Source organism: Shinella yambaruensis (assembly GCF_022899355.1).
Lineage (GTDB): Bacteria > Pseudomonadota > Alphaproteobacteria > Rhizobiales > Rhizobiaceae > Shinella > Shinella yambaruensis.
In genome coordinates, this window is record NZ_JALJCK010000009.1 from 75385 (window position 1) to 96061 (window position 20677).

14 protein-coding genes and 1 tRNA gene are annotated in these 20677 nt (G+C 66.0%); 8 read left to right on the forward strand and 7 right to left on the reverse strand.

Going from position 1 to position 20677, the window contains the following annotated elements:
- Positions 1 to 33: 33 nt before the first annotated feature.
- Positions 34 to 1113: a D-alanyl-D-alanine carboxypeptidase family protein gene (locus MUU56_RS20895; RefSeq protein WP_244769214.1), complete on the reverse strand. Its 1080-nt coding sequence runs from the start codon at positions 1111 to 1113 to the stop codon at positions 34 to 36.
- Positions 1114 to 1280: 167 nt separating this feature from the next.
- On the opposite strand from MUU56_RS20895, the gene MUU56_RS20900 reads away from it, so the two are divergent.
- Together MUU56_RS20900 and MUU56_RS20905 are read left to right on the forward strand one after the other, a co-directional pair.
- Positions 1281 to 2441, forward strand: coding sequence for a M20 aminoacylase family protein (locus MUU56_RS20900; RefSeq protein WP_244769215.1), 1161 nt, complete (start codon positions 1281 to 1283; stop codon positions 2439 to 2441).
- Positions 2442 to 2487: 46 nt separating this feature from the next.
- Positions 2488 to 2564 (forward strand) — tRNA-Arg (locus MUU56_RS20905).
- 311 nt (positions 2565 to 2875) lie between these two features.
- On the opposite strand, the gene MUU56_RS20910 is transcribed toward MUU56_RS20905, so the two are convergent.
- Positions 2876 to 3256, reverse strand: a complete 381-nt coding sequence (locus MUU56_RS20910; protein ID WP_244769216.1) for a CAP-Gly domain protein — start codon at positions 3254 to 3256, stop codon at positions 2876 to 2878.
- 30 nt (positions 3257 to 3286) lie between these two features.
- The gene (locus MUU56_RS20915; protein WP_244769217.1) at positions 3287 to 4003 is read right to left on the reverse strand and encodes an META domain-containing protein; all 717 of its coding nucleotides are present in this window, start codon (positions 4001 to 4003) and stop codon (positions 3287 to 3289) included.
- Between the two features lie 190 nt (positions 4004 to 4193).
- Here MUU56_RS20915 and dxr point away from each other — a divergent pair, with 190 nt between their 5' ends.
- On the forward strand, positions 4194 to 5369 hold the full coding sequence (dxr, locus tag MUU56_RS20920) for a 1-deoxy-D-xylulose-5-phosphate reductoisomerase (protein WP_244769218.1): 1176 nt from the start codon (positions 4194 to 4196) through the stop codon (positions 5367 to 5369).
- Between the two features lie 20 nt (positions 5370 to 5389).
- Here dxr and hemA read toward each other — a convergent pair whose 3' ends face one another.
- The 4 genes from hemA to MUU56_RS20940 form a co-directional block, all read right to left on the reverse strand.
- Positions 5390 to 6604 carry a 5-aminolevulinate synthase gene (gene hemA, locus MUU56_RS20925; RefSeq protein WP_244769219.1) on the reverse strand — a complete coding sequence of 405 codons (1215 nt, stop codon included), beginning with the start codon at positions 6602 to 6604 and terminating at the stop codon, positions 5390 to 5392.
- A gap of 242 nt (positions 6605 to 6846) precedes the next feature.
- On the reverse strand, positions 6847 to 7644 hold the full coding sequence (locus MUU56_RS20930; protein ID WP_244769220.1) for an FAD binding domain-containing protein: 798 nt from the start codon (positions 7642 to 7644) through the stop codon (positions 6847 to 6849).
- An 11-nt stretch (positions 7645 to 7655) separates the two neighbouring features.
- Positions 7656 to 10007 (reverse strand): xanthine dehydrogenase family protein molybdopterin-binding subunit, encoded by a 2352-nt coding sequence (locus tag MUU56_RS20935; protein WP_244769221.1) that lies wholly within the window; start codon positions 10005 to 10007, stop codon positions 7656 to 7658.
- A gap of 107 nt (positions 10008 to 10114) precedes the next feature.
- Positions 10115 to 10606: a (2Fe-2S)-binding protein gene (locus MUU56_RS20940; RefSeq protein ID WP_244769222.1), complete on the reverse strand. Its 492-nt coding sequence runs from the start codon at positions 10604 to 10606 to the stop codon at positions 10115 to 10117.
- A 463-nt stretch (positions 10607 to 11069) separates the two neighbouring features.
- Here MUU56_RS20940 and MUU56_RS20945 point away from each other — a divergent pair, with 463 nt between their 5' ends.
- From MUU56_RS20945 to MUU56_RS20965, 5 genes are all read left to right on the forward strand, one after another.
- Positions 11070 to 11333 carry a YMGG-like glycine zipper-containing protein gene (locus MUU56_RS20945; protein ID WP_064331830.1) on the forward strand — a complete coding sequence of 88 codons (264 nt, stop codon included), beginning with the start codon at positions 11070 to 11072 and terminating at the stop codon, positions 11331 to 11333.
- A 267-nt stretch (positions 11334 to 11600) separates the two neighbouring features.
- Positions 11601 to 13529, forward strand: coding sequence for an autotransporter assembly complex protein TamA (locus tag MUU56_RS20950; RefSeq protein WP_244769223.1), 1929 nt, complete (start codon positions 11601 to 11603; stop codon positions 13527 to 13529).
- A gap of 104 nt (positions 13530 to 13633) precedes the next feature.
- Entirely contained in the window at positions 13634 to 17803 is a 4170-nt protein-coding gene (locus MUU56_RS20955; RefSeq protein WP_244769224.1) for a translocation/assembly module TamB domain-containing protein, read from the forward strand.
- Positions 17804 to 17991: 188 nt separating this feature from the next.
- Positions 17992 to 18468 carry a chemotaxis protein CheW gene (locus MUU56_RS20960; RefSeq protein WP_244769225.1) on the forward strand — a complete coding sequence of 159 codons (477 nt, stop codon included), beginning with the start codon at positions 17992 to 17994 and terminating at the stop codon, positions 18466 to 18468.
- Between the two features lie 394 nt (positions 18469 to 18862).
- Entirely contained in the window at positions 18863 to 20632 is a 1770-nt protein-coding gene (locus MUU56_RS20965) for a methyl-accepting chemotaxis protein (RefSeq protein WP_244769226.1), read from the forward strand.
- Positions 20633 to 20677 lie beyond the last annotated feature (45 nt).

A 20677-nucleotide genomic window follows, 5' to 3' on the forward strand; every position in this document is an offset into this window, starting at 1 on the left:
TCCAATCAAACAGGGCCAATCAAACGGGGCCAATCAGAAGGTCGTGGGACGCGGGATCGGGATCGGCACGTTGGCAAGGCCGCCGGTATCGCCGACGGCGACCTGCTCGTTGCCGGCGGGCTTGGCCGTGTCGCCGCCCATGAGGCCGGCGAAGACCAGCCTCAACGGCCGGTTCAGCTCATGGATATAGGGCGAGACGAGCTTCTGGCGCCCGGCTTCGTCGCGGCTTTCGCTGCGCACCTTGGCGGCGTGCTTCGAGCAGATCTCCTGCGAAACGTCGGCGACGACGTCGCGCGTCTCGCCATAGGGGCGCAGCTGGCCGAGCGTCGGCACATTGCCCGCCTGCTTCGTCAGGCCCTTTTCCAGCATGCCGGCGGAAATGTCCGCGCGCGCGCCAAGGCTGTCGGAGCCGAGCACGACGGAGACGACGCTGCGGCCGTTGCGGGTGGCCGAGGACACCTGGTTGAAGCCGGAGGCGCAGATGAAGCCGGTCTTCATGCCGTCCGCGCCGTCGAAGCGGCCGATCAGCATGTTGAAGTTCGGATACTGCTTCTTGCCCGTGGTGAAGCCTTCCAACGCGAAATAGGAGGCATATTGCGGGAATTCGCGCTTCAGCGTCACGGCGAGCACGGCCAGGTCGCGCGCCGTCGTGTACTGCCCCTTGCCGGGCAGGCCGTTGGGGTTGATGAAGCGCGAGGAGCTCATGCCGATGCGGGCGGCCTCCGCGTTCATGCGGTCGACGAAGGCCTGCTCGGAGCCGGAGACCGCCTCGGCGATGGCGACGGAGACGTCGTTGGCCGACTTGACGAGGATGATCTTCAGCGCGCTGTCGAGCGTCATCTTCTGGCCGGGCTTGAAATACATCTTGCTCGGCGGTTCGGCGGCGGCGTGCTTGCTCATGACGACCGGGCTTTCCAGCGTCAGCTCGCCGGCCTTGATGGCGCGGAACACGGTATAGGCGGTCATCAGCTTGGTCAGCGAGGCCGGATACCAGCGCTGGAAGGCATCCTCGTGCTCGATGACCTTCAGTGTGTTGACGTCCACCAGGATACGCGGGGCGGCGGTTGCCGCGGTTGCCAGAAGGGAGGCTGCGAGCAGCAGGCTGGAGCCCAAAAACCGTGTGCTCCGGCGCGTCGTTCGTCCGTTCGTCTGCAAAGGTCTCACCTCGAAATCGGGAGTTGTCTCGAACCGTCGCCCTATTTAACCTATATGGCACCGTGATGGCAAAGCCATCGAAAGCAGATGGCCGGTTTTGCGGCCGAAATGACAGGAAGTGTTGCATGCCCATCCTCAACCGCGCCGCAGAGATGCAGGACGAAATCGCTGAATGGCGCAGGCAGATCCACCGGGAGCCGGAAATCCTCTTCGCCGTGGAGAAGACCGCCGCCTTCGTGGCCGGGAAGCTGCGTGAATTCGGCGTCGACGAAATCGTGACCGGCATCGGCCGCACCGGCGTCGTCGGCCTCATCCGCGGCAGGGGCGCGGGGCGCACGATCGGCCTTCGCGCCGACATGGACGCGCTGCCGATCGAGGAGACGAGCGGCAAGCCCTGGGCCTCGACCGCCAGGGGCAAGATGCATGCCTGCGGCCATGACGGCCACACGGCCATGCTGCTCGGCGCGGCGAAATACCTTGCCGAGACACGCAATTTCTCCGGCAATGTCGCGGTCATCTTCCAGCCGGCCGAGGAGGGCGGCGGCGGCGGCAACGAGATGGTCAAGGACGGCATGATGGAGCGCTTCGGCATTGCCGAGGTCTATGGCATGCACAACCTGCCCGGCATGCCGGTCGGCTCCTTCGGCACACGCCCCGGCCCGATCATGGCGGCGACCGACGAGTTCAGCATCACGGTGAGGGGGCGCGGCGGCCATGCCGCCCTGCCGCACAAGACGGTCGATCCGATCGTCATCGGCGCGCAGGTGGTTTCCGCGCTCCAGACCATCGTCTCGCGTGTCGCCGACCCGATCGCGTCCCTCGTCGTCTCCGTCACCAAGTTCAACGCCGGCTTCGCCCACAACGTCATCCCGGAGACGGCGCAGCTTGCCGGCACCGTGCGCACCCTCAGCGCCGAAATGCGCCAGGAGGCGGAAACCCGCATCCGCCAGGTCTGCGACGGCCTTGCGGCCGCCCACGGCGCCGAGATCACGGTCGGTTACCACCGCAACTACCCCGTCACGGCCAACCACCCCGAGGAGACCGGCCACGCCGTCGCCGTCGCGCGCGAGATCGCCGGCGAGGCCGCCGTCGACCCGGCGCTCGACCCGATGATGGGCGGCGAGGATTTCTCCTACATGCTGCTCGCCCGGCCGGGCGCCTTCGTCTTCCTCGGCAACGGCGACAGCGCCGGCCTGCACCACCCGGCCTACGATTTCAACGACGATGCCATCCCCCATGGGGTGAGCTACTGGGTCAAGCTCGCCGAAAGCCGCCTTCCCGCCTGAAAACCACTTGGCTAAAAGCCCCGGCTTTTGTATGGGTGCAATCAGTGGTCCCGTAGCTCAGCAGGATAGAGCACCAGATTCCTAATCTGGGGGTCCCGCGTTCGAATCGCGGCGGGATCACCACTCATTTTCGAGGCTTGCGTGGTGCCGCGCCATTCAGGACGGTGCGGATCACCGACGGTTTGTTTCGTCATTCAGGAATGACGCCCGCTTCGCTTCCTCAGGGCCTTCACTTCTCATGGCACTCGACGAGGTCCATAGGCGTGACGACGCAGTTTGCGGGCCGGCCGGCCGTGCAGGCGCCGAGCAAGGCGATGGCGGCGATGAGAATGATGTGGCGCATCCGGCCCTTCACCTTCGTGTTCCTGTACGCCTCGCACGCCGAAGCCGTTGGCGCGAATCGCTTCAGGTCGCTGTTCCCGCGAGGAGCTGCGTCAGACGTCTTCCGTCTCGCGCTCCGGCGTGACGACGCGGGGTTTCGGGCGGATGGAGGGGATGGCGGAGGGTTTGGTGACGACCTTCGGTTGCGGGGCCTTGAGGCCGAGGAGGCTGCGGATGCGGTCGGAAACGAGCGGGCGGAAGCGGGTGGCGCGGAAGGGCATGTCGTCGGCGCCGTAGCCTTCCGGGCCGTCGTCCTTGCCGCGGTAGAGCTCCATCAGCTTGATGCCGTAGAAATCGCCGTCGACATAGTGGCGGTAGTGGCCGGTCCAGCGGACCGTGTAGACCTGCCCCTTGCGGATGCCCTGGTCGATCGAGACGTTCTTGAAGCGGTCGTTGATGCAGACGACCTTCTGTCCGACGCGGAATGTGGGCATGCGATGTCCCTCCTCCAATGACCGGCCGGCTCAGCCGGTCTTGCGGCAGTTGACGCCCGGCGCGTTCTCGCCCCTGGTCAGGTCGTAGAGCGTCGCCTCGTCGCCCTTCGTCCACCATTCATACTGGCCGCCGGCATATTTGGCGCCGGAGGCCGAGAGCACGTTGGCGGCGATGACCGTCTCCTCGGCGATCCTCAGGACGGCGAGCGAATTGGTGCCTGCATTGATGTATTCGACGACGACGCGCTGCTCGGCGTCGCACTGGTAGTTGATCGTCTCGCGCGCCACGCTCTGTTCGGGACCCGGCAGGCGGATGACGATGTCGGTGTTGTTCTTGAGGCCGGCGAGGCGGATCGCGGGGGCGCCCTCCTTGCCCGTCAGGTGGAGGATGCCGTTTTCGAGCTTCCACGAGGTGACGGTGCCGAGCGCGTCGAAGAACTTCTGCTCCTGGTCCATGATGGCCGGCGCGCACATCTTGCGCGTGGCGGCGGCGGGGGCGAAGGCGATGTTGCCGTTCTGTACCTTCAATTTGCCGCGATAGGTGTTGCAGCCGCCATTGCCGCCATAGGAACCGTCCGGCTTGATCTCCAGCGTCGTCTGCAGGTCGTCGATGACGCCGTTGCCGCCGATATCCTCGGCAAGCCAGGTGCCGCCGAGACCGCCCGGGACCGGCTCGTCGGCATAGGCCGGAACTGCCGCCATGAAGGCGAGGCAGGCGAGGGTCCATACTCTCAGGCGTCGGTGCACAGATTTCTCCAATCGCGTCAGGGCGGAAGACCGCTTTGCCGGGACGTTATGGCCGTCCGGGCGAAAAGGTCAAGCCGCGGGTTTGCGAAGACGGGCGCAGCCTTCGCTTTACAGCATTTCCATGACTTGTTGCAGGCGTCTTTCGCCTGTAGAGCCTTTTGTCGATAACAAGAAAATCGCGGACTTCACCATGGCTCCCGACGCGCGGCAAAAGCGCCGCATCACCATTCTCGGCTCGACAGGTTCCATCGGCACCAGCACGCTCGACGTGGTGCGCCAGCTCGGCGGGCAGGATCGCTACGAGGTCCTGGCGCTGACCGGCAACGGCAATGTCGATCTCCTCGCCGCACAGGCGAAGGACTGCGGAGCGAGGATGGCGGTGACGGCGGACGAGAGCCGCTACGGCGCGCTGAAGGAGGCCCTTGCCGGCAGCGGCATCGAAGCGGCTGCCGGACGCGCGGCGTTGCTGGAAGCGGCCTCCGGCGATGCGGAGTGGGTGATGGCGGCGATCGTCGGCACGGCCGGCCTTGCGCCGACGCTGGCGGCGGCGAGGAAGGGCGCGGACATCGCGCTTGCCAACAAGGAATGCCTCGTCTCGGCCGGCGACCTCTTCGTCCGGGCCGTCGCCGCGGGCGGCGGGCGGCTCATCCCGGTCGACAGCGAGCACAGCGCGATCTTCCAGGCGCTGGAGGACGACCAGCGCCATGCGGTCGAGCGCATCGTGCTGACGGCTTCCGGCGGGCCGTTCCGCACCTGGAGCCGCGCGCAGATGGCCGATGTCACCGCCGATATCGCCCGGGCTCATCCCAACTGGTCGATGGGCCTCAAGATCTCGATCGGCAGCGCCTCCATGTTCAACAAGGCGTTGGAGATGATCGAGGCGAAGCACCTCTTCGACGTTCGGCCGGACCAGATCGAGGTGGTGGTGCATCCGCAGTCGATCATCCATTCGATGGTCGGTTATGTCGACGGCTCGGTGCTGGCGCAGCTCGGCGCGCCGGACATGCGCACGGCGATCGGCTATGCGCTGACCTATCCCGGGCGTTCGCCGCTCAATGTCGACCGGCTGGATTTCGCGAAACTGTCGCGGCTCGATTTCGAGGCGCCGGACGAGGAGCGCTTCCCGGCGCTGCGCCTGGCCCGCACGGCGCTCACGCGCGGCGGCCTGCAGGGCGCGGTGATGAATGCGGCCGAGGAGGTGGCGTTCCACGCCTTTGTCGGCGGGCGCATCGGCTTCCTCGCGATGGCCGATATTGCCGAGGCGGTGATGGACAGGCTTGCCCACCTGCCGCCGGCCGCCGCGATGGACGATGTCTTCGCCGCGGACGAAGAAGCCCGGCGGGTGGCCGCCGGGCTCATCGGATAGTGCCGGCTTACGCCGCGCCGTCAGGCGACGGCGCGCGCGAGCGCACAGCGCGACCAGAGCGAATGCAGGGCGCCGACGAGATGCTCGATATCCGCATCCGAATGCAGCGGCGTCGGCGTAATGCGCAGGCGCTCGGTCTTCTTCGGCACGGTCGGATAGTTGATCGGCTGGACGTAGATGCCGAAATTGTCGAGCAACAGGTCCGAGATCCACTTGCACTTGGCCGCATCGCCCACCATGACCGGCACGATATGGCTCGGATTGGGCATGTGCGGAATGCCGCTGCGGTCGAGCAGGCCGCGCAGCTTGCGCACGCGCTCCTGGTGGGCGAAGCGCTCGACCTGGCTTTCCTTGAGATGGCGGATTGCCGCGGCCGCGCCGGCGGCGATCGCCGGCGGCAGCGACGTCGTGAAGATGAAGCCGGAGGCGAAGGAGCGCACGAAGTCGCAGAGCGCCGCGGAGCCGGCAATGTAGCCGCCCATCACGCCGAAGGCCTTGCCGAGCGTGCCCTCGATGAGGGTGAGGCGGTGCATCAGGCCTTCGCGTTCGGCAATGCCGCCGCCGCGCGGGCCATACATGCCGACGGCATGCACTTCGTCGAGATAGGTCATCGCGCCGTATTTATCGGCAAGATCGCAGATCTCCTTGATGGGGGCGATGTCGCCGTCCATGGAATAGACCGATTCGAAGGCGATCAGCTTCGGCGCCTTCGGATCGGCGGCGGAAAGCTTGGCTTCAAGATCCTTCAGGTCGTTGTGCTTCCAGATCACCCGCTCGCATTTCGAATGGCGGATGCCCTCGATCATCGAGGCGTGGTTGCCGGCATCGGAGAAACAGATGATGCCGGGGATCCTGGAACAGAGCGTGCCGAGCGCGGCCCAGTTGGACACGTAGCCCGAGGTGAAGAGCAGGGCCGATTCCTTGCCGTGCAGGTCGGCGAGCTCGCGCTCCAGAAGGACATGGTAGTGGTTGGTGCCGGAAATGTTGCGGGTGCCGCCGGCACCGGCGCCACACTGGTCGATGGCGAGCTTCATCGCCTCGGTCACCTTGGGATGCTGGCCCATGCCGAGATAGTCGTTCGAGCACCAGACCGTGACGTCCTGCGGGCCGTTCGCCGTGTGGCGGGTCGCCCTCGGGAAATTGCCCTTCTGGCGCTCCAGGTCGGCGAAAACGCGATAGCGGCCTTCCTGATGCAGGCCATCCAGCTCGTTCTTGAAGTAGGTCTCGAAGTCCATCCAGAGTCTCCTGTCCGGCGGAAACCCGGACATCATCGTCGTTGGCGGTCGTTCAATCGGCTATATCAGTCGCCCTTTTCCCGCAACGGTATCCGCTGCGGCAAATCGGCGCCACCTTTGAACCATTCCAATGTATCCTAAGCCCCCAAAGGCCATTTCCTGTTGATGCATGTCAAGTCTGCATGAAAAAAGGACGGCCTCAACCGTCCTTTTAATCGAACAGTTTCAAGTTTTTCGAAGGGTCAGGCGGCGGCGGCGGCGCGCTTGGCCATGACCTTCACGAGATTGGCGCGATATTCCGCGCTGCCGTGGATGTCCGAGAGCAGGTCGCCGGCATCGACGGTCACGCTTGCCGCGGCATCGGCCGACCAGTCGGCGGAAAGCGCGGCTTCCAGCCCGGCATGGCGGAAGACGCCGTTGGCGCCGGCGCCCGTCACCGCCACCCGCACGCCGCCGCCCTCCGCCTTCGCCACGAAGACGCCGGTCATGGCATAACGCGAGGCCGGGTTCGGGAACTTGGAATAGCCGGCTTTCGCCGGCGCGTCGAAGGTCACCGCGACGACGATCTCGCCGTCTTCCAGCGCCGTCTCGAAGAGGCCGGTGAAGAAGTCGTCGGCGGGGATCTCCCTGGCATTGGTGACGATCGTCGCACCCAGCGCCAGCATGGCGGAAGGGTAGTCGGCGGCCGGGTCGTTGTTGGCGATGGAACCGCCTATCGTGCCCATATGCCGCACATGCGGGTCGCCGATATGGGTGGCGAGGTGGCAGATCGCGGGGCAGGCGGCCGCGAGCTCGGGCGAGGCCGAGACCTCGGCATGCGTCGTGCCGGCCCCGATGCGCACCCGGCTGCCGTTGACGGAGATGCCCTTCAACTCCGCGATGTGGCGGAGGTCGACGAGATCGGACGGGGCGGCGAGGCGCTGTTTCATGGTGGGGATCAGCGTCATGCCGCCGGAGACGTATTTCGCCTCATCGGAAGAGGACTGCAGGGCGACGGCCTCGGCGATCGAGGAGGGGCGATGGTAATTCGTGGCGTACATGGCGTCCTCCGTCAGTTGCCGGCGGCCAGCGCCGCCGCCCAGACCTTCTGGGGCGTTGCCGGCATGGTGAGGTCATTGTTGCCGATGGCGTCGGTGATGGCGTTGATCAGCGCCGGCGGCGAGCCGATCGCGCCCGCCTCGCCGCAGCCCTTGATGCCGAGCGGATTGCCCGGGCAAGGGGTCACCTGGTGCGAGACCTTGAAGGAGGGCAGGTCGTCGGCACGCGGCATGGTGTAGTCCATGTAGCTCGCCGTCAGAAGCTGGCCCGTTTCCGGATCGTAGTGCACGCCTTCGAGCAGCGCCTGGCCGATGCCCTGGGCGATGCCGCCATGCACCTGGCCCTCGACGATCATCGGGTTGATGATGTTGCCGAAATCGTCGGCGGCGACGAACTGGACGATTGTCGTCTTGCCGGTTTCCGGGTCGACCTCGACTTCCGCGATGTAGCAGCCGGCCGGGAAGGTGAAGTTGGACGGGTCGTAGAAGGCGCCTTCCTTCAGGCCCGGCTCCATGCCGGAGGGCAGGTTGTGCGCGGTATAGGCGGCCAGCGCCATCTGGAACCACGGCACCGACTTGTCCGTGCCGGCGACCTTCAGCGCGCCGTTCTCGATGACGATGTCGCTCTCGTCGGCCTCCATCAGGTGGGCGGCGATCTTCTTGGCCTTGGCCTCCACCTTGTCGAGCGCCTTGACGATGGCGGACATGCCGACGGCGCCGGAGCGCGAGCCGTAGGTGCCCATGCCCATCTGCACCTTGTCGGTGTCGCCATGCACGATGGAGACGCTGTCGATCGGCACGCCGAAGCGTTCGGCGACGAGCTGGGCGAAGGTCGTTTCATGGCCCTGGCCGTGGCTGTGCGAGCCGGTCAGAACCTCGATCGTGCCGACGGCGTTGACGCGCACCTCGGCCGATTCCCAGAGGCCGACGCCGGCACCGAGCGAGCCGACCGCCGCCGACGGTGCGATGCCGCAGGCCTCGATATAGCAGCTCATGCCGATGCCCCGCTTCATGCCGCGGCTTGCGGCTTCCGCCTTGCGGGCGGGAAAGCCGTTCCAGTCGGCGGCCGCCATGGCGGCTTCCAGCGAGGCCTCGTAGTCACCGGCGTCATAATTCATGATGACGGGCGTCTGGTGGGGGAAGGCGCGGATGAAGTTGATGCGGCGCAGCTCCGCCGGCGAAACGCCGAGCTCGCGCGCCGCCGTCTCCATGGTGCGTTCGAGCAGGTAGGTCGCCTCAGGCCGGCCGGCGCCGCGATAGGCATCGACGGCGGCGGTGTTGGTGTAGACCGCGCGCACATTGGCATGGATGGCCGGGATGGCGTACTGGCCGGAGAGCAGGGTGGCATAGAGGTAAGTCGGCACCGAGGAGGAGAAGAGCGACATGTAGGCGCCGAAATTGGCGATCGTGTCGACCTTCAGGGCCGTGATGCGGTTGTCGGCATCGAAGGCCATCTTGACGGTCGAGACATGGTCGCGGCCGTGCGCATCGGTGAGGAAGGCCTCGGTGCGGTCGCTCGTCCATTTCACCGGCACGCCCGCGCGCCTGGAGGCCCACAGACAGACGATCTCCTCCGGATAGATGAAGATCTTCGAGCCGAAGCCGCCGCCAACATCCGGGGCGATGACCCGCAGCTTGTTTTCCGGCGCGACATTGTAGAAGGCGCTCATGACGAGGCGGGCGACATGCGGGTTCTGGCTGGTCGTGTAGCAGGTGTAGTGGTCCTCGGCGGAATCATAGATGCCGAGCGCGGCGCGCGGTTCCATCGGGTTCGGCGCGAGCCGGTTGTTGACGATCCGTATCTCCGTGACATGGGCGGCGGCGGCGATGGCCGCATCGGTGGCGTCGGAATCGCCGAGCTGCCAGTCGAAGATGAGGTTGCCGGGCGCCTCGGGATGGAGCTGCGGCTGGCCGGCTTCGAGTGCCCTGACGGCGTCGGTGACGGCCGGCAGCACCTCGTAGTCGACGAGGACAGCCTCGGCCGCATCGCGCGCCTCGCCCATGCTGTCGGCGACAACCACGGCGACGGCGTCGCCGACATAGCGCACCGTCTCATGCGCGATCGGCCGCCAGGCGCCCATTTTCATCGGCGAACCGTCCTTGGAATGGATCATCCAGCCGCAGATCAGGTTGCCGATGCCGTCGTCGAGCATCTCTTTGCCGGTGAGCACGGCGATGACGCCGGGCATGTCCCCTGCCGCCGACGTATCGATGCTCCTGATCCTCGCATGCGCATGCGGCGAGCGCACGAAGGCCGCATAGCGCATGCCCGGCACGGACATGTCGTCCGTGTAGCGGCCCTGGCCCATGAGAAACCGCTTGTCTTCCTTTCGCGCGACGCGCGCGCCGATGCCTTCGACACCCATCTTCATCTCCTCCAGAGAAGTGAGGCAGTAGGCGTTAGCCAATAGGCGCTAGGGATTCACCGTCGCGCAATTGGCCGCCCTACTGGCTACTGCCTATTGCCTAACGCCTATTCCGCTGCCTGCCGGCCTGCCGCGCCCATTTCCTCGGCGGCGGCCAGGATGGCTTTCACGATGTTGTGGTAGCCGGTGCATCGACAGATGTTGCCTTCGAGGTTTTCCCGCACCGTCTTCTCGTCGAGCCTTGCGCCGTAGCGGTTGATCATGTCGACCGCGCTCATCACCATGCCGGGCGTGCAGAAGCCGCATTGCAGGCCGTGATTGGCCTTGAAGGCGGCCTGGACGGGATGCAGCTCGCCATTGGCCGCAAGGCCCTCGATGGTGAGGATCTCGGCGCCGGCGGCCTGAGCCGCCAGGATCGAACAGCTCTTCACCGCCTTGCCGTCCATATGCACGACGCAGGCCCCGCACTGGGACGTATCGCAGCCGACATGGGTTCCGGTGAGACTGAGCTGGTCGCGGATGAAATGGACAAGCAGCGTGCGGTCCTCGCACTCGCGGCTTACCTTCCGGCCATTGACGGTCATTGCCACTTTCGCCATGCGTTCCTCCCTGGCGGTTCACTGTCCGCTGGGGCGATCGATCCGACGTCACATGCAGCGGGCGTCCTCACGACGCGGGCCTGGGATCAAACGACACCAGCATTGTCTGTTCGCGTGCATTACATTCGTAGCGGGATGCCGCCGGCCGTTCCTCCGACCGCCGGCGCGGCATCAACAGTCATATCATTTGACTTTTTGCGGCGGCGATCAACCGGTACTTTCAGGCAATCGCGAAATTTCTCGTGACCGGTCGACAGGCCGGGAGCAATCAAACGAAATGGAAACGATATTTATTCGCATGTCAAAAAAATAGTTGAATGCCATGGACTTCCCGATTTCCGGGTATATTTTCGGTCTTGGACAAACCTCACCGTTGAAGACGGCCGCGGTATGTTTCCTGAGTAGAAGGGGATAGGGCGGACCCGGCAAACGCGGCCGCCGCTCAACTTTGGAGAATATCTTCATGAAGAAAGTCATTGCGCTCGTTCTGGTCGGCCTGGCCGTGGCCAGCTGCACGCAGACGGAAAAGGGTGCGGGTATCGGCGCCGTCTCCGGCGCGATCATCGGTGGCGCTGTCACGGGTAACGTGCGCGGTGCCGCCGTCGGCGCGGCCATCGGCGGCGTCTCGGGTGCTGTCATCGGCAGCGTCTCCGAACAGCCGGGCCAGTGCTACTACCGTGACCGCTACGGCCGCCGTTACATCGACCGGTGCCCGTCAGGTTACTGATCGTCGGTTCATGCAACCTATGCGAAGCCCCGGAGTGTCTCCGGGGCTTTTGCTTTTCCGAGGGTGACGGAAAATCACCGCTCCGGTGCTTCAAATCTTGTCTCCATGCGTGTAAAACCGCCGTTAACATTACGGAAAACCTAACGCGTTAGGGTCTTTTCCTGCCTGAAAGCCCCGTATGAGGCGGGGCGCCTGAAGTTCGTGACGGAAGCTGTCGGTTTGCCGCGTGCACCGCACCTGAAGGAGAAAGGCGACGGATAGCTGCGGATGCGGGATAAAGTGAACCGGCCGGAAAAGAGTTTTGCGTTTTTGAGAGCTGGAACCGCGCTCGCGGTCGCGGCCGCCCTCGTATGCGGCCCCTTGTCCGCCGCGCCCGCCTCGGCCTTCGAGATCTTCGGCATGAAGTTCTTCGAGAACGACGACGAGGAAGCCGCCGCCGCCGTCATCGATCCCGTCAACTACACGCTGACGCTCGATCCCGGCACGGACGACGCCGATCTCAAGGAAGCGATCGAGAACACCGCCCGTCTCAAGCAGGACGAGGGCAAGCCGGTGTCCGGCGATCTCGGCCTCGTCATCAAGGCGCGCGACGACCGGGACCGCATCCTGGCGGCGCTTTATGAAAAGGCCCGCTACGGCGGCGTGGTGACCGTGACGGTCGGCGGGCAGGACCTCGATTCGCTGCCGCCCAACCCCGAATTCAACCAGCGTGGCGCCGTTCCGGTGACGATCAGCGTCGAGCCCGGCCCGGCCTTCACCTTCGGCGAGATCGCCTTTTCCGGCGATGCGGAGGGACGCAATCCCGCCGATTACGGGCTGGTGCCCGGCGCCCGGGCCGATTCCACCCTCATCCTGAAAGCCGGCGAAAAGGTCGTCGTCGACCTGAAGGCCGAGGGCCGGCCGCTGGCGAGGCTCACCGAGCGCAATGCGACGGCCGACCACAAGACGCAGACCGTCGACGTGGTGATCGCGGCCGAGGGCGGGCCGGTCGCGCCCGTCGGCGAGGTCGGCGTTTCCGGCACCAAGACGGTCGATCCGGCCTTCGTGCAGCGCTATTCGCGCATCAATGCCGGCCAGCCCTATTCGCCGGAAGCGCTCACCAAGGCGGCCGAGCGGCTGCGCACGCTCGGCGTCTTCTCCAGCGTGACGATCCGCGAGGCCGACAAGCTGGCGCCGGACGGCTCGCTGCCTATGACCATCGAGGTCTCCGAAGGCAAGCACCGCTATTTCGGCGTCGGCGCGCAATATTCGAACACGGATGGCCTGGGCCTGCAGGGCTACTGGGGCCATCGCAACCTTTTCGGCCAGGCCGAGTCCCTGCGCCTGGAAGGCTCGGTCAGCCGCATCGGCGAGTCGGATATCGGCAATCTCGACTATTCGGCGGGCATCCTCTTCTCCAAGCCCGGCGCGTTCGGACCGGCCTCGACCTTCAATGCCAGCCTCAAGGCCTCGATCGTCGATCCCGATGCCTACAAGGCCTTCACCACAACGGCTGCCGCCGGCGTCAGCATCGAGCTTTCCGACACGGACACGGTCAGCGCGGGCGGCGAGGTCATGTGGAGCGATGTCGAGGACGCTTTCGGCAAGAACAAGTACCTCACGCTCGCCATCCCGATCGAATATGTGCGCGACACGCGCGACGACAAGCTGAACCCGACCGAGGGCTATCGCGCGATGATCAACGCGAAGCCGAGCTACGAGATCGAGCGCGGCACCTTCTTCTCCAGTTTTGAAGGCGCGATCACGGGCTACCAGGCGTTCGGCGAGGAAAAGCGTTTCGTGCTGGCCGGAAAGCTTGCCGCCGGAACGATCATCGGCGGCGACGACCTCTCGGACATTCCGGCGACGCGGCGCTTCTTCCTCGGCGGCGGCGGCACGGTGCGCGGCTACGGTTACCAGGAGATCTCGCCGCGCGACGGCCGCAACAAGCTGCTCGGCGGCCGTTCCTATGTCGCGGCCACGGCCGAGGCGCGCATCGGCGTCACCGAGACGATCGGCGTCGTGCCCTTCATCGACGTCGGCACGGTCTCGACCGACGAAGTGCCCGATTTCAAGGACATCCGGGCCGGCGCGGGCATCGGCCTGCGCTATGCGACGCCGTTCGGGCCGCTGCGCCTCGATGTCGCCGTGCCGCTGAAGAAATATCCCGGCGGCACCTCCTTCGGCGTCTATGCCGGCATCGGCCAATCCTTCTGACTGTCGCCTCAATTTTCGTCTAGGCTCTTGATCGGCCGCGCGATTCAGATTCAAGACGGACCGGAGCGATTCCTTGCGCTCTTCGCACGCGAAATGGATAAGGCATGAACAGGCTGTCCCGAATTCTCCGCGCCACGCTCCGTTTTATCGGCTACGGCCTTGCCGTTCTCGTGGTCCTTCTTGCCGGGCTGATCGGTTTTGTCGGCTTTACGGATGCGGGCGCGCGTTTTGCCGTCTCGCAGGTGGAAAAGATCGCCGCGGCGAGCGGGCAGGTGATCTCGATCAGCGAGCCCTCGGGCCTGCTCACGGGCAGGCTCCGGGCCGGCACGATCACGGTCGGGGATGCGAAGGGCACCTATGCGGAAATCCGCGACCTTGCCGTCGACTGGTCGCCCTGGGAGCTTCTGTTCTTCAGCTTCGAGGCCGAGCGCGTCTCCGCCTCTTCCGTTTCCCTGCTGCGCCTGCCGGAGCCGAAGGCCGAGCCGGAACCATCGGACGAACCGTTCACCCTGCCGGTGGAGGTGCATGTCGATGCGCTGGCGATCCCGGAGCTTTTCGTCTCCGGCACGGTCGCCGGCCGCGACCAGCGCATCGTCGTCTCCGGCAGCGGCGATGCGACCGCAGAGAGCGTCGCGATCAAGCTCTCCGCCTCGGAAAAGGCGCGGCCGGATGCGCGCGTCGCCGCCGATATCGTCTTCAATCCCGCCGACAACGAGCTTCGCCTCGAGGCCGACGTCGCCGAGCCGAAGGGCGGGCTGCTCGCGGCGCTGCTCAAGCTGCCGAACGACCCTGCCGTCGCGATCCGCCTGACGGGCGACGGTCCGCTCTCCGAATGGACGGGTCGGCTTTCCGCCGCGCTGGACGGCACGGAAATGCTGCGGGTCGACGGGCGCCACGACCTTTCGGCGAACGGCCTGCACACGATCGCCCTCAATGGCGGCGGCACGTTCGATGCGCTGATGCCGCCGCAGCTTCGCCCGCTCTTTGCCGGCGAGACGGGCATCGATGTCGTCGCTGCCTTCGACGGCTCGGACATGCTGCGCATCGAGAAGGGCTCGATCTCGACGGGCGCCATGACGCTGGCCGCCTCGGGCACCGTCAGCGCCAAGGGCGCCAACGACCTCGACGTCAAGCTTTCCGGCAAGGATGGACCGATCGATTTCCGCTGGCCGCTCGCCGAGGGCGATGCGCGCGTGCTGATCGAGGGCGCCGACCTGTCGCTCACCGGCGAGGCGACCGCGGCGGCGCTTGAGGCCAATGCCACCGTCGTTTCGGCCGCGCTGCCGGCCGGCCGGGTGGAAAATATCCGCCTCACGGCAAAAAGTGACGCCTTCAACGTCGCCAGTCAGTCCGGCCGCATCGACGCGGTGCTCGAAACCGGCGTGACGGCCTTTGCCAGCGCCGATCTCGACCGCATGGTGAAGGGACCGGCAAAGCTGGTGGCGACACTTGCCGTCTCGCCCGACGAGATCGCCTTCGATCCCGCGACGCTCGAAAGCGCCAGCATCGGCGGTACGCTGTCGGGCCGCTACGGGCTCACGAGCCGCGAGGCTGACGTCAATTTCCGCCTCTTCGCGCTGCCGGCCGTGCTGCCGCCGGCGCTGGCCGGCAAGTTCGACACGACGATCGCGATGGAGGGGCGGGTCCAGCTGGCGGGTGACGGCGCCGTTCAGGTCTCCGGGCTGCAGGTCAAGTCCGGCACGCTGGAGACGGCGGGCACGGTGTCGCTCGGCAATGGCACGCTCGACGCCGCGCTGACCGGCAAGGTGCTGGACCTCGGCAAGCTGCTCGCCGATGCGGCGGGCGAGGCGGCCTTCGAACTTTCCGCCACCGGCCCTGTCGCGGGGCTCGACGTGTCCGCCAAGGTCACGTCGAGCGGGGCGACCCTCTCCGGCCGCACGCTCAGCGATCTCGTGGTGACGCTGACCGGCAAGGCCGTCGCCGACAGCCCGTCCGGCGAGCTGACGGTGACCGGTGCGCTCGACGGCCAGCCGATCAATGTGCGCTCCAGCATCACCTCTCAGGGCGGGCGCATCTCCGTGCCGGTGCTGGAGGCGGAAATCGGTCCGAACACGCTGAAGGGCTCGCTCGCGCTGGCGCAGAACTTCATGCCGGACGGCACGATCCGCTTCGATTTCCCCGATCTCGGCCTGCTCGCCGCAATGGCGGGCCAGCAGGCGGCCGGCGATCTCTCCGGCCAGGTGGAAATCGCAACCGGCAATGGCAGGACGTCCGCGACCGTCCAGGCTTCGGGTTCCGCCATCCGGCGTGATACCCTCAGCATCACCAGGCCGGCGGTCGACCTCACCATTGCCGATCTTTCCACCGCGGCGATCACCGGCACGGTGCGCGCCGAGCGGGTCGCCTCGGGCGAGAACCGGCTCGAAGCGCTCAAGCTCGACTTTTCGCGCGAAGGGCAGGCGACCAATTTCGACCTGACCGGCCGCCTCGACGACGCGCCGCTTCTGACGAAGGGCAAGGTCATCCAGCGTGACGGCGGGCTGGACGTCGCCCTCGAGGCCTTCGAGGCCGCCCCGCGGCGCATTGCCTTGAAACTGGCCAAGCCGACGACGATCGGCGTCACCAATGGCGTCGCCGCGCTCGACGGGCTGACGATCCAGGCCGGCCGCGGCTCCGCCACGGTCTCCGGCCGGGCGGGCGAGACGCTGGATCTGTCCGTCCGCCTTACGGCGCTGCCGGCGGCGCTCGTCAACAATTTCGCCGCCGGCCTCGGTGCGGAGGGCACGATCGGCGGCACGGTCACTGTGAAGGGCCGCGCGGCGGCGCCGGTCGTCACTTATGCGCTGGATTGGGACGGGGCCGTGACGAGCCAGACCCGCGGCGCGGGCATCGGCGCGCTCACCATCAATGCCAAGGGGGAATTCGCCAACAACCAGGTGCGGCTCGATACGGTGCTTTCGGGCGGTGGCGGCCTCTCCTTCCGCGGCGGCGGCACGGTCGGCATCGGCGGGGCGACGCCGCTCGGGCTCAAGTTCAACGGCACGGTGCCGTTCGGCCTCTTGCAGGGCCAGCTTTCCGCCCAGGGCTTCGTCCTGACCGGCAATGCCGATGTCGATGTCTCCATCGGCGGCACGGCGGCCGCACCCTCGATCACCGGCAGCATCACCGCCGGTGGCGCGCGGCTCGTCGATGTGCGCCGCAACCTCGCGGTGGAGAACCTGACGATCCGCGTCACCATGGACGGACGGCAGGCGGTGATCGAGACGGTCTCCGGCAGGCTCGCCAGCGGCGGCCAGCTTTCGGCCAGCGGGCGCGTCGGCATCGATCCGGCCAGCGGTTTTCCGGTGGACGTCGCCATCAAGCTCGGCGACATCACCTATGTCGACGGCACGCTGGTGACGGCGAATGTCGCGGGCGACCTGACGCTGAAGGGGCCGGTGGCAGGGCTTTCGCTCGGCGGCAAGCTGCGCATCAACAAGGCGAACATCACCATTCCGCAGAAACTGCCGGCCTCGCTCTCCGAGATCGACATCAAGCACCGCAACGCGCCGGCCGACGTCAAGCGCATGACGGCGGACGTGCAGCGTGACCAGGGCAGTAGCGGTGCCTCGCGCGGCATCGCGCTCGACCTCACCATCGAGGCGCCGGGCCAGCTCTTCGTGCGCGGCCGCGGCATCAATGCGGAACTCGGCGGCAGCCTGAAGATCACCGGCACGTCCGCCTCGCCGGTCGTGTCCGGCGGCTTCGAACTGGAGCGCGGGCGCATGGAGATCCTGACGCGTCGTCTCGACTTCACCAGCGCCCATATCGGCTTTGCCGGCGGCCTCGTGCCGACGGTCAATCTGGTGGCCGCCAGCACGGCCGGCTCGACGGAAATCACGGTGACGGTGGCCGGCCTTGCCAACAACCCGACGGTCACCTTCGCCTCCTCTCCCTCGCTGCCGCAGGATGAGATCCTGGCGCAGCTGATCTTCAACCGCTCGATGTCGAACCTTTCCGCGGTGCAGATCGCCCAGCTCGCCTCCGCTGCCAGCCAGCTTGCCGGCGGCAGCTCGACCGGCCTGCTCGACAGCCTGCGCAGCAAGCTCGGCGTCGACGATCTCGACATCACGACGGATGCGGAAGGCCGGGCGGCGGTCTCCGCCGGCAAATATCTCAACGAGCGGACCTATATCGAACTGAAGCAGGACCCGGAGACGAACGGCGCCAAGGCGGTCATCAACCTCGATGTCGGCCGCGGCCTGAAGCTGCGCGGCGAGGCCGGCAGCGCCGGCAGCGCCGGCGCGGGCATCTTTTACGAGAAGGAATATTGACGGGTGCCGGCGAGGCGGCCGGTTGTTCCGCTGTGAATATTCTGCCGGTAAGGCTGAAAATATGCGGCCCCGCTATGGTGCGGGGCCTTTTGCATTTCCGGCACGACAAACCGCGGTGCGTTTGAAAGATTTTAACTAGGGCGTGCATAGGATCGGGTCACGAAGCAGATGAAACTGGAAAGACCCCGATGACCTCCATCAAGACGGCCGGCTTTGCCGGCGACACGCTCGAAATCATCGCATTCCGCCTGCACGATCAGGAATTCTGCGTGAAGACGACGACGATCCGCGAAATCCGCGGCTGGGCACCGTCCACGCCGATCCCGCATTCCCCGCCGGATGTCATCGGCGTGATGAATCTGCGCGGCACGGTGATCCCGATCATCGACCTTGCCCACAAGCTCGGCATGAAGAGCACCGAAGCGAACGAGCGCAGCGCCATCGTGGTTGCCGAAGTGCACAGCATGGTCGTCGGCCTCGTCGTCGATCGCGTCTCCGACATCCTCACCATCCGCAGCGAGCAGATTCAGCCGGTGCCGGAAGTGACGACCTCGTTCGACAAGGTCTATGCGGAAGGCATCATCGCCCATGAGAACGGCATGATCTGCTTCCTCAACCTGGCGCGCATGTTCAAGGAGCGCGACGTGGAAGAGATGGCAGCCTGACCTTTCCGACACATCACCGCTATCCGGACCGCCGTACGATTGTACGGCGGTTTTTTGTTGCCGGCCTGTTTATGCAACTTTACCGATAGTTTGCCTGCGCTCAGGATGACGCTCACCTAGCGTAACCTGAGTCCGTCGCTCCAGGATCAGGCGTAAGGCATTGTTATATAGGATTTCCCGAATCCTGTCGCTCGATTTTCATGGATTCTTAAGCCTGTAATGCCATCTTTGATTGTAGATGCGCATTTCATCGCTCCGGCATGAAGCCTCCCGCGAAGATTGTTTTCACCGCTGCCAGTGCGCGGCCGCCGAGGCGTCCGTGCCTGAGAGTCAACACCAGGACGATCGCCACGCGCGCAATCCCGGCCGTGGTCATCGCACAGGGGGACAGGGCATGCTTTCATTCGCAAAATCCATGGATGCGGGCCATATCTTCGACGCGCTGTCGCGTTCGCAGGCCGTGATCCAGTTCGATCTCACCGGTACGATCCTGACCGCCAACGAAAACTTCTGCCGGACGCTCGGCTACGAGCTGAAGGAGATCGTCGGCAAGCACCATCGCATGTTCTGCGAGGCGGCCTATACGGCGAGCGACGAGTACCGTCAGTTCTGGGCGCGGCTGGCGCGGGGCGAATACGATTCGAACAGCTACAAGCGCCTGCGCAAGGACGGCGGCGAGATCTGGATCCAGGCGACCTACAATCCGGTCTTCCGCGGCGGAAAACCCTACAAGGTCGTCAAGTTCGCTTCCGACATCACCGAGGCGAGGAAGCGGGCGGCGGAGGATGCCAGCAAGCTCGACGCGATCGCCCGTTCGCAGGCGGTGATCGAGTTCACGCCGACCGGCGAGATCCTGACCGCCAACGAGAATTTCTGTGCGGCCCTTGGCTATGACCTTTCCGAAATCCGCGGCAAGCATCATCGCATGTTCTGCGACCCCGCCTATGTGCAGACCGCGGCCTATGCGGCTTTCTGGAGAAGCTTGGCCGAGGGCCGCTTCATCTCCAACGAATTCGTGCGCTACGGCAAGGGCGGGCGCGAGATCTGGATCCAGGCGGCCTACAACCCGATCCGCGACCTTTCCGGCCGAGTCTACAAGGTGGTCAAGTTCGCGACGGATGTGACCGAGCGCATGTCGGCGATCAATGCGCTCGGCGCCGGGCTGAAGGCGCTGGCCGAGGGGGATCTGACGCAAACCCTCGCCACGGCCTTCGTGCCGTCGATGGAGACGGTGCGCAGCGACTTCAACGATGCGGTGGCCGGCCTGCACGAGGCAATGCGCACGGTCGAGAGCAACGCCAATGCGATCGCCTCCGGTGCGCAGCAGATCCGCTCGGCCGCCGACGACCTGGCGCGGCGCACCGAGCAGCAGGCGGCTTCCGTCGAGGAAACCGCCGCCGCCCTCGACGAGATCACCACCACGGTCGGCGATTCGAGCCGGCGGGCAGACGAGGCCGGCATGCTGGTCGGCAAGACCCGGGCGGGCGCGGAACAATCCGGCGCGGTCGTCAAGAAGGCGATCGACGCGATGGGCCAGATCGAAAGTTCCTCGCGGGAGATCTCCAACATCATCGGCGTCATCGACGACATCGCCTTCCAGACCAACCTCCTGGCGCTCAATGCCGGTGTCGAGGCGGCACGGGCGGGCGAAGCGGGCAAGGGTTTTGCCGTCGTGGCGCAGGAGGTGCGCGAGCTCGCCCAGCGGTCCGCCAGCGCCGCCAAGGACATCAAGGCGCTGATCACCACCTCCGGCGAGCAGGTCAGGAGCGGCGTGGCGCTGGTCGACGAGACGGGGCGGGCGCTTCAGGAAATCCTGGTGCAGGTGCAGGGCGTGCATGCCAACGTGGTGGCGATCGTCGAGGCTTCGCGGGAGCAATCGACCGGGCTTCGCGAGATCAACCAGTCGGTCAATGCGATGGACCAGGCAACGCAGCAGAACGCGGCGATGGTCGAGGAGAGCACCGCGGCGAGCCACGCCATGGCGCGCGAGGCGGAGGCGCTGCACGCGCTCATCCGCCGGTTCCGGCTTGCGGGCAACCCCGCCCAGCCGGTGCAGCGCACGCCGTCGCCCACCCCCGTATCGCAGCTTCATGCCATGGCGCGCGCCCTGCGTGCGCCGCGCGGCTCCACGGCGCCGGCAGCGGAGAACTGGGAAGAGTTCTGAGCGCACCGCGGCATGAAAACGGCCGGCAGCAATGCCGGCCGTTCG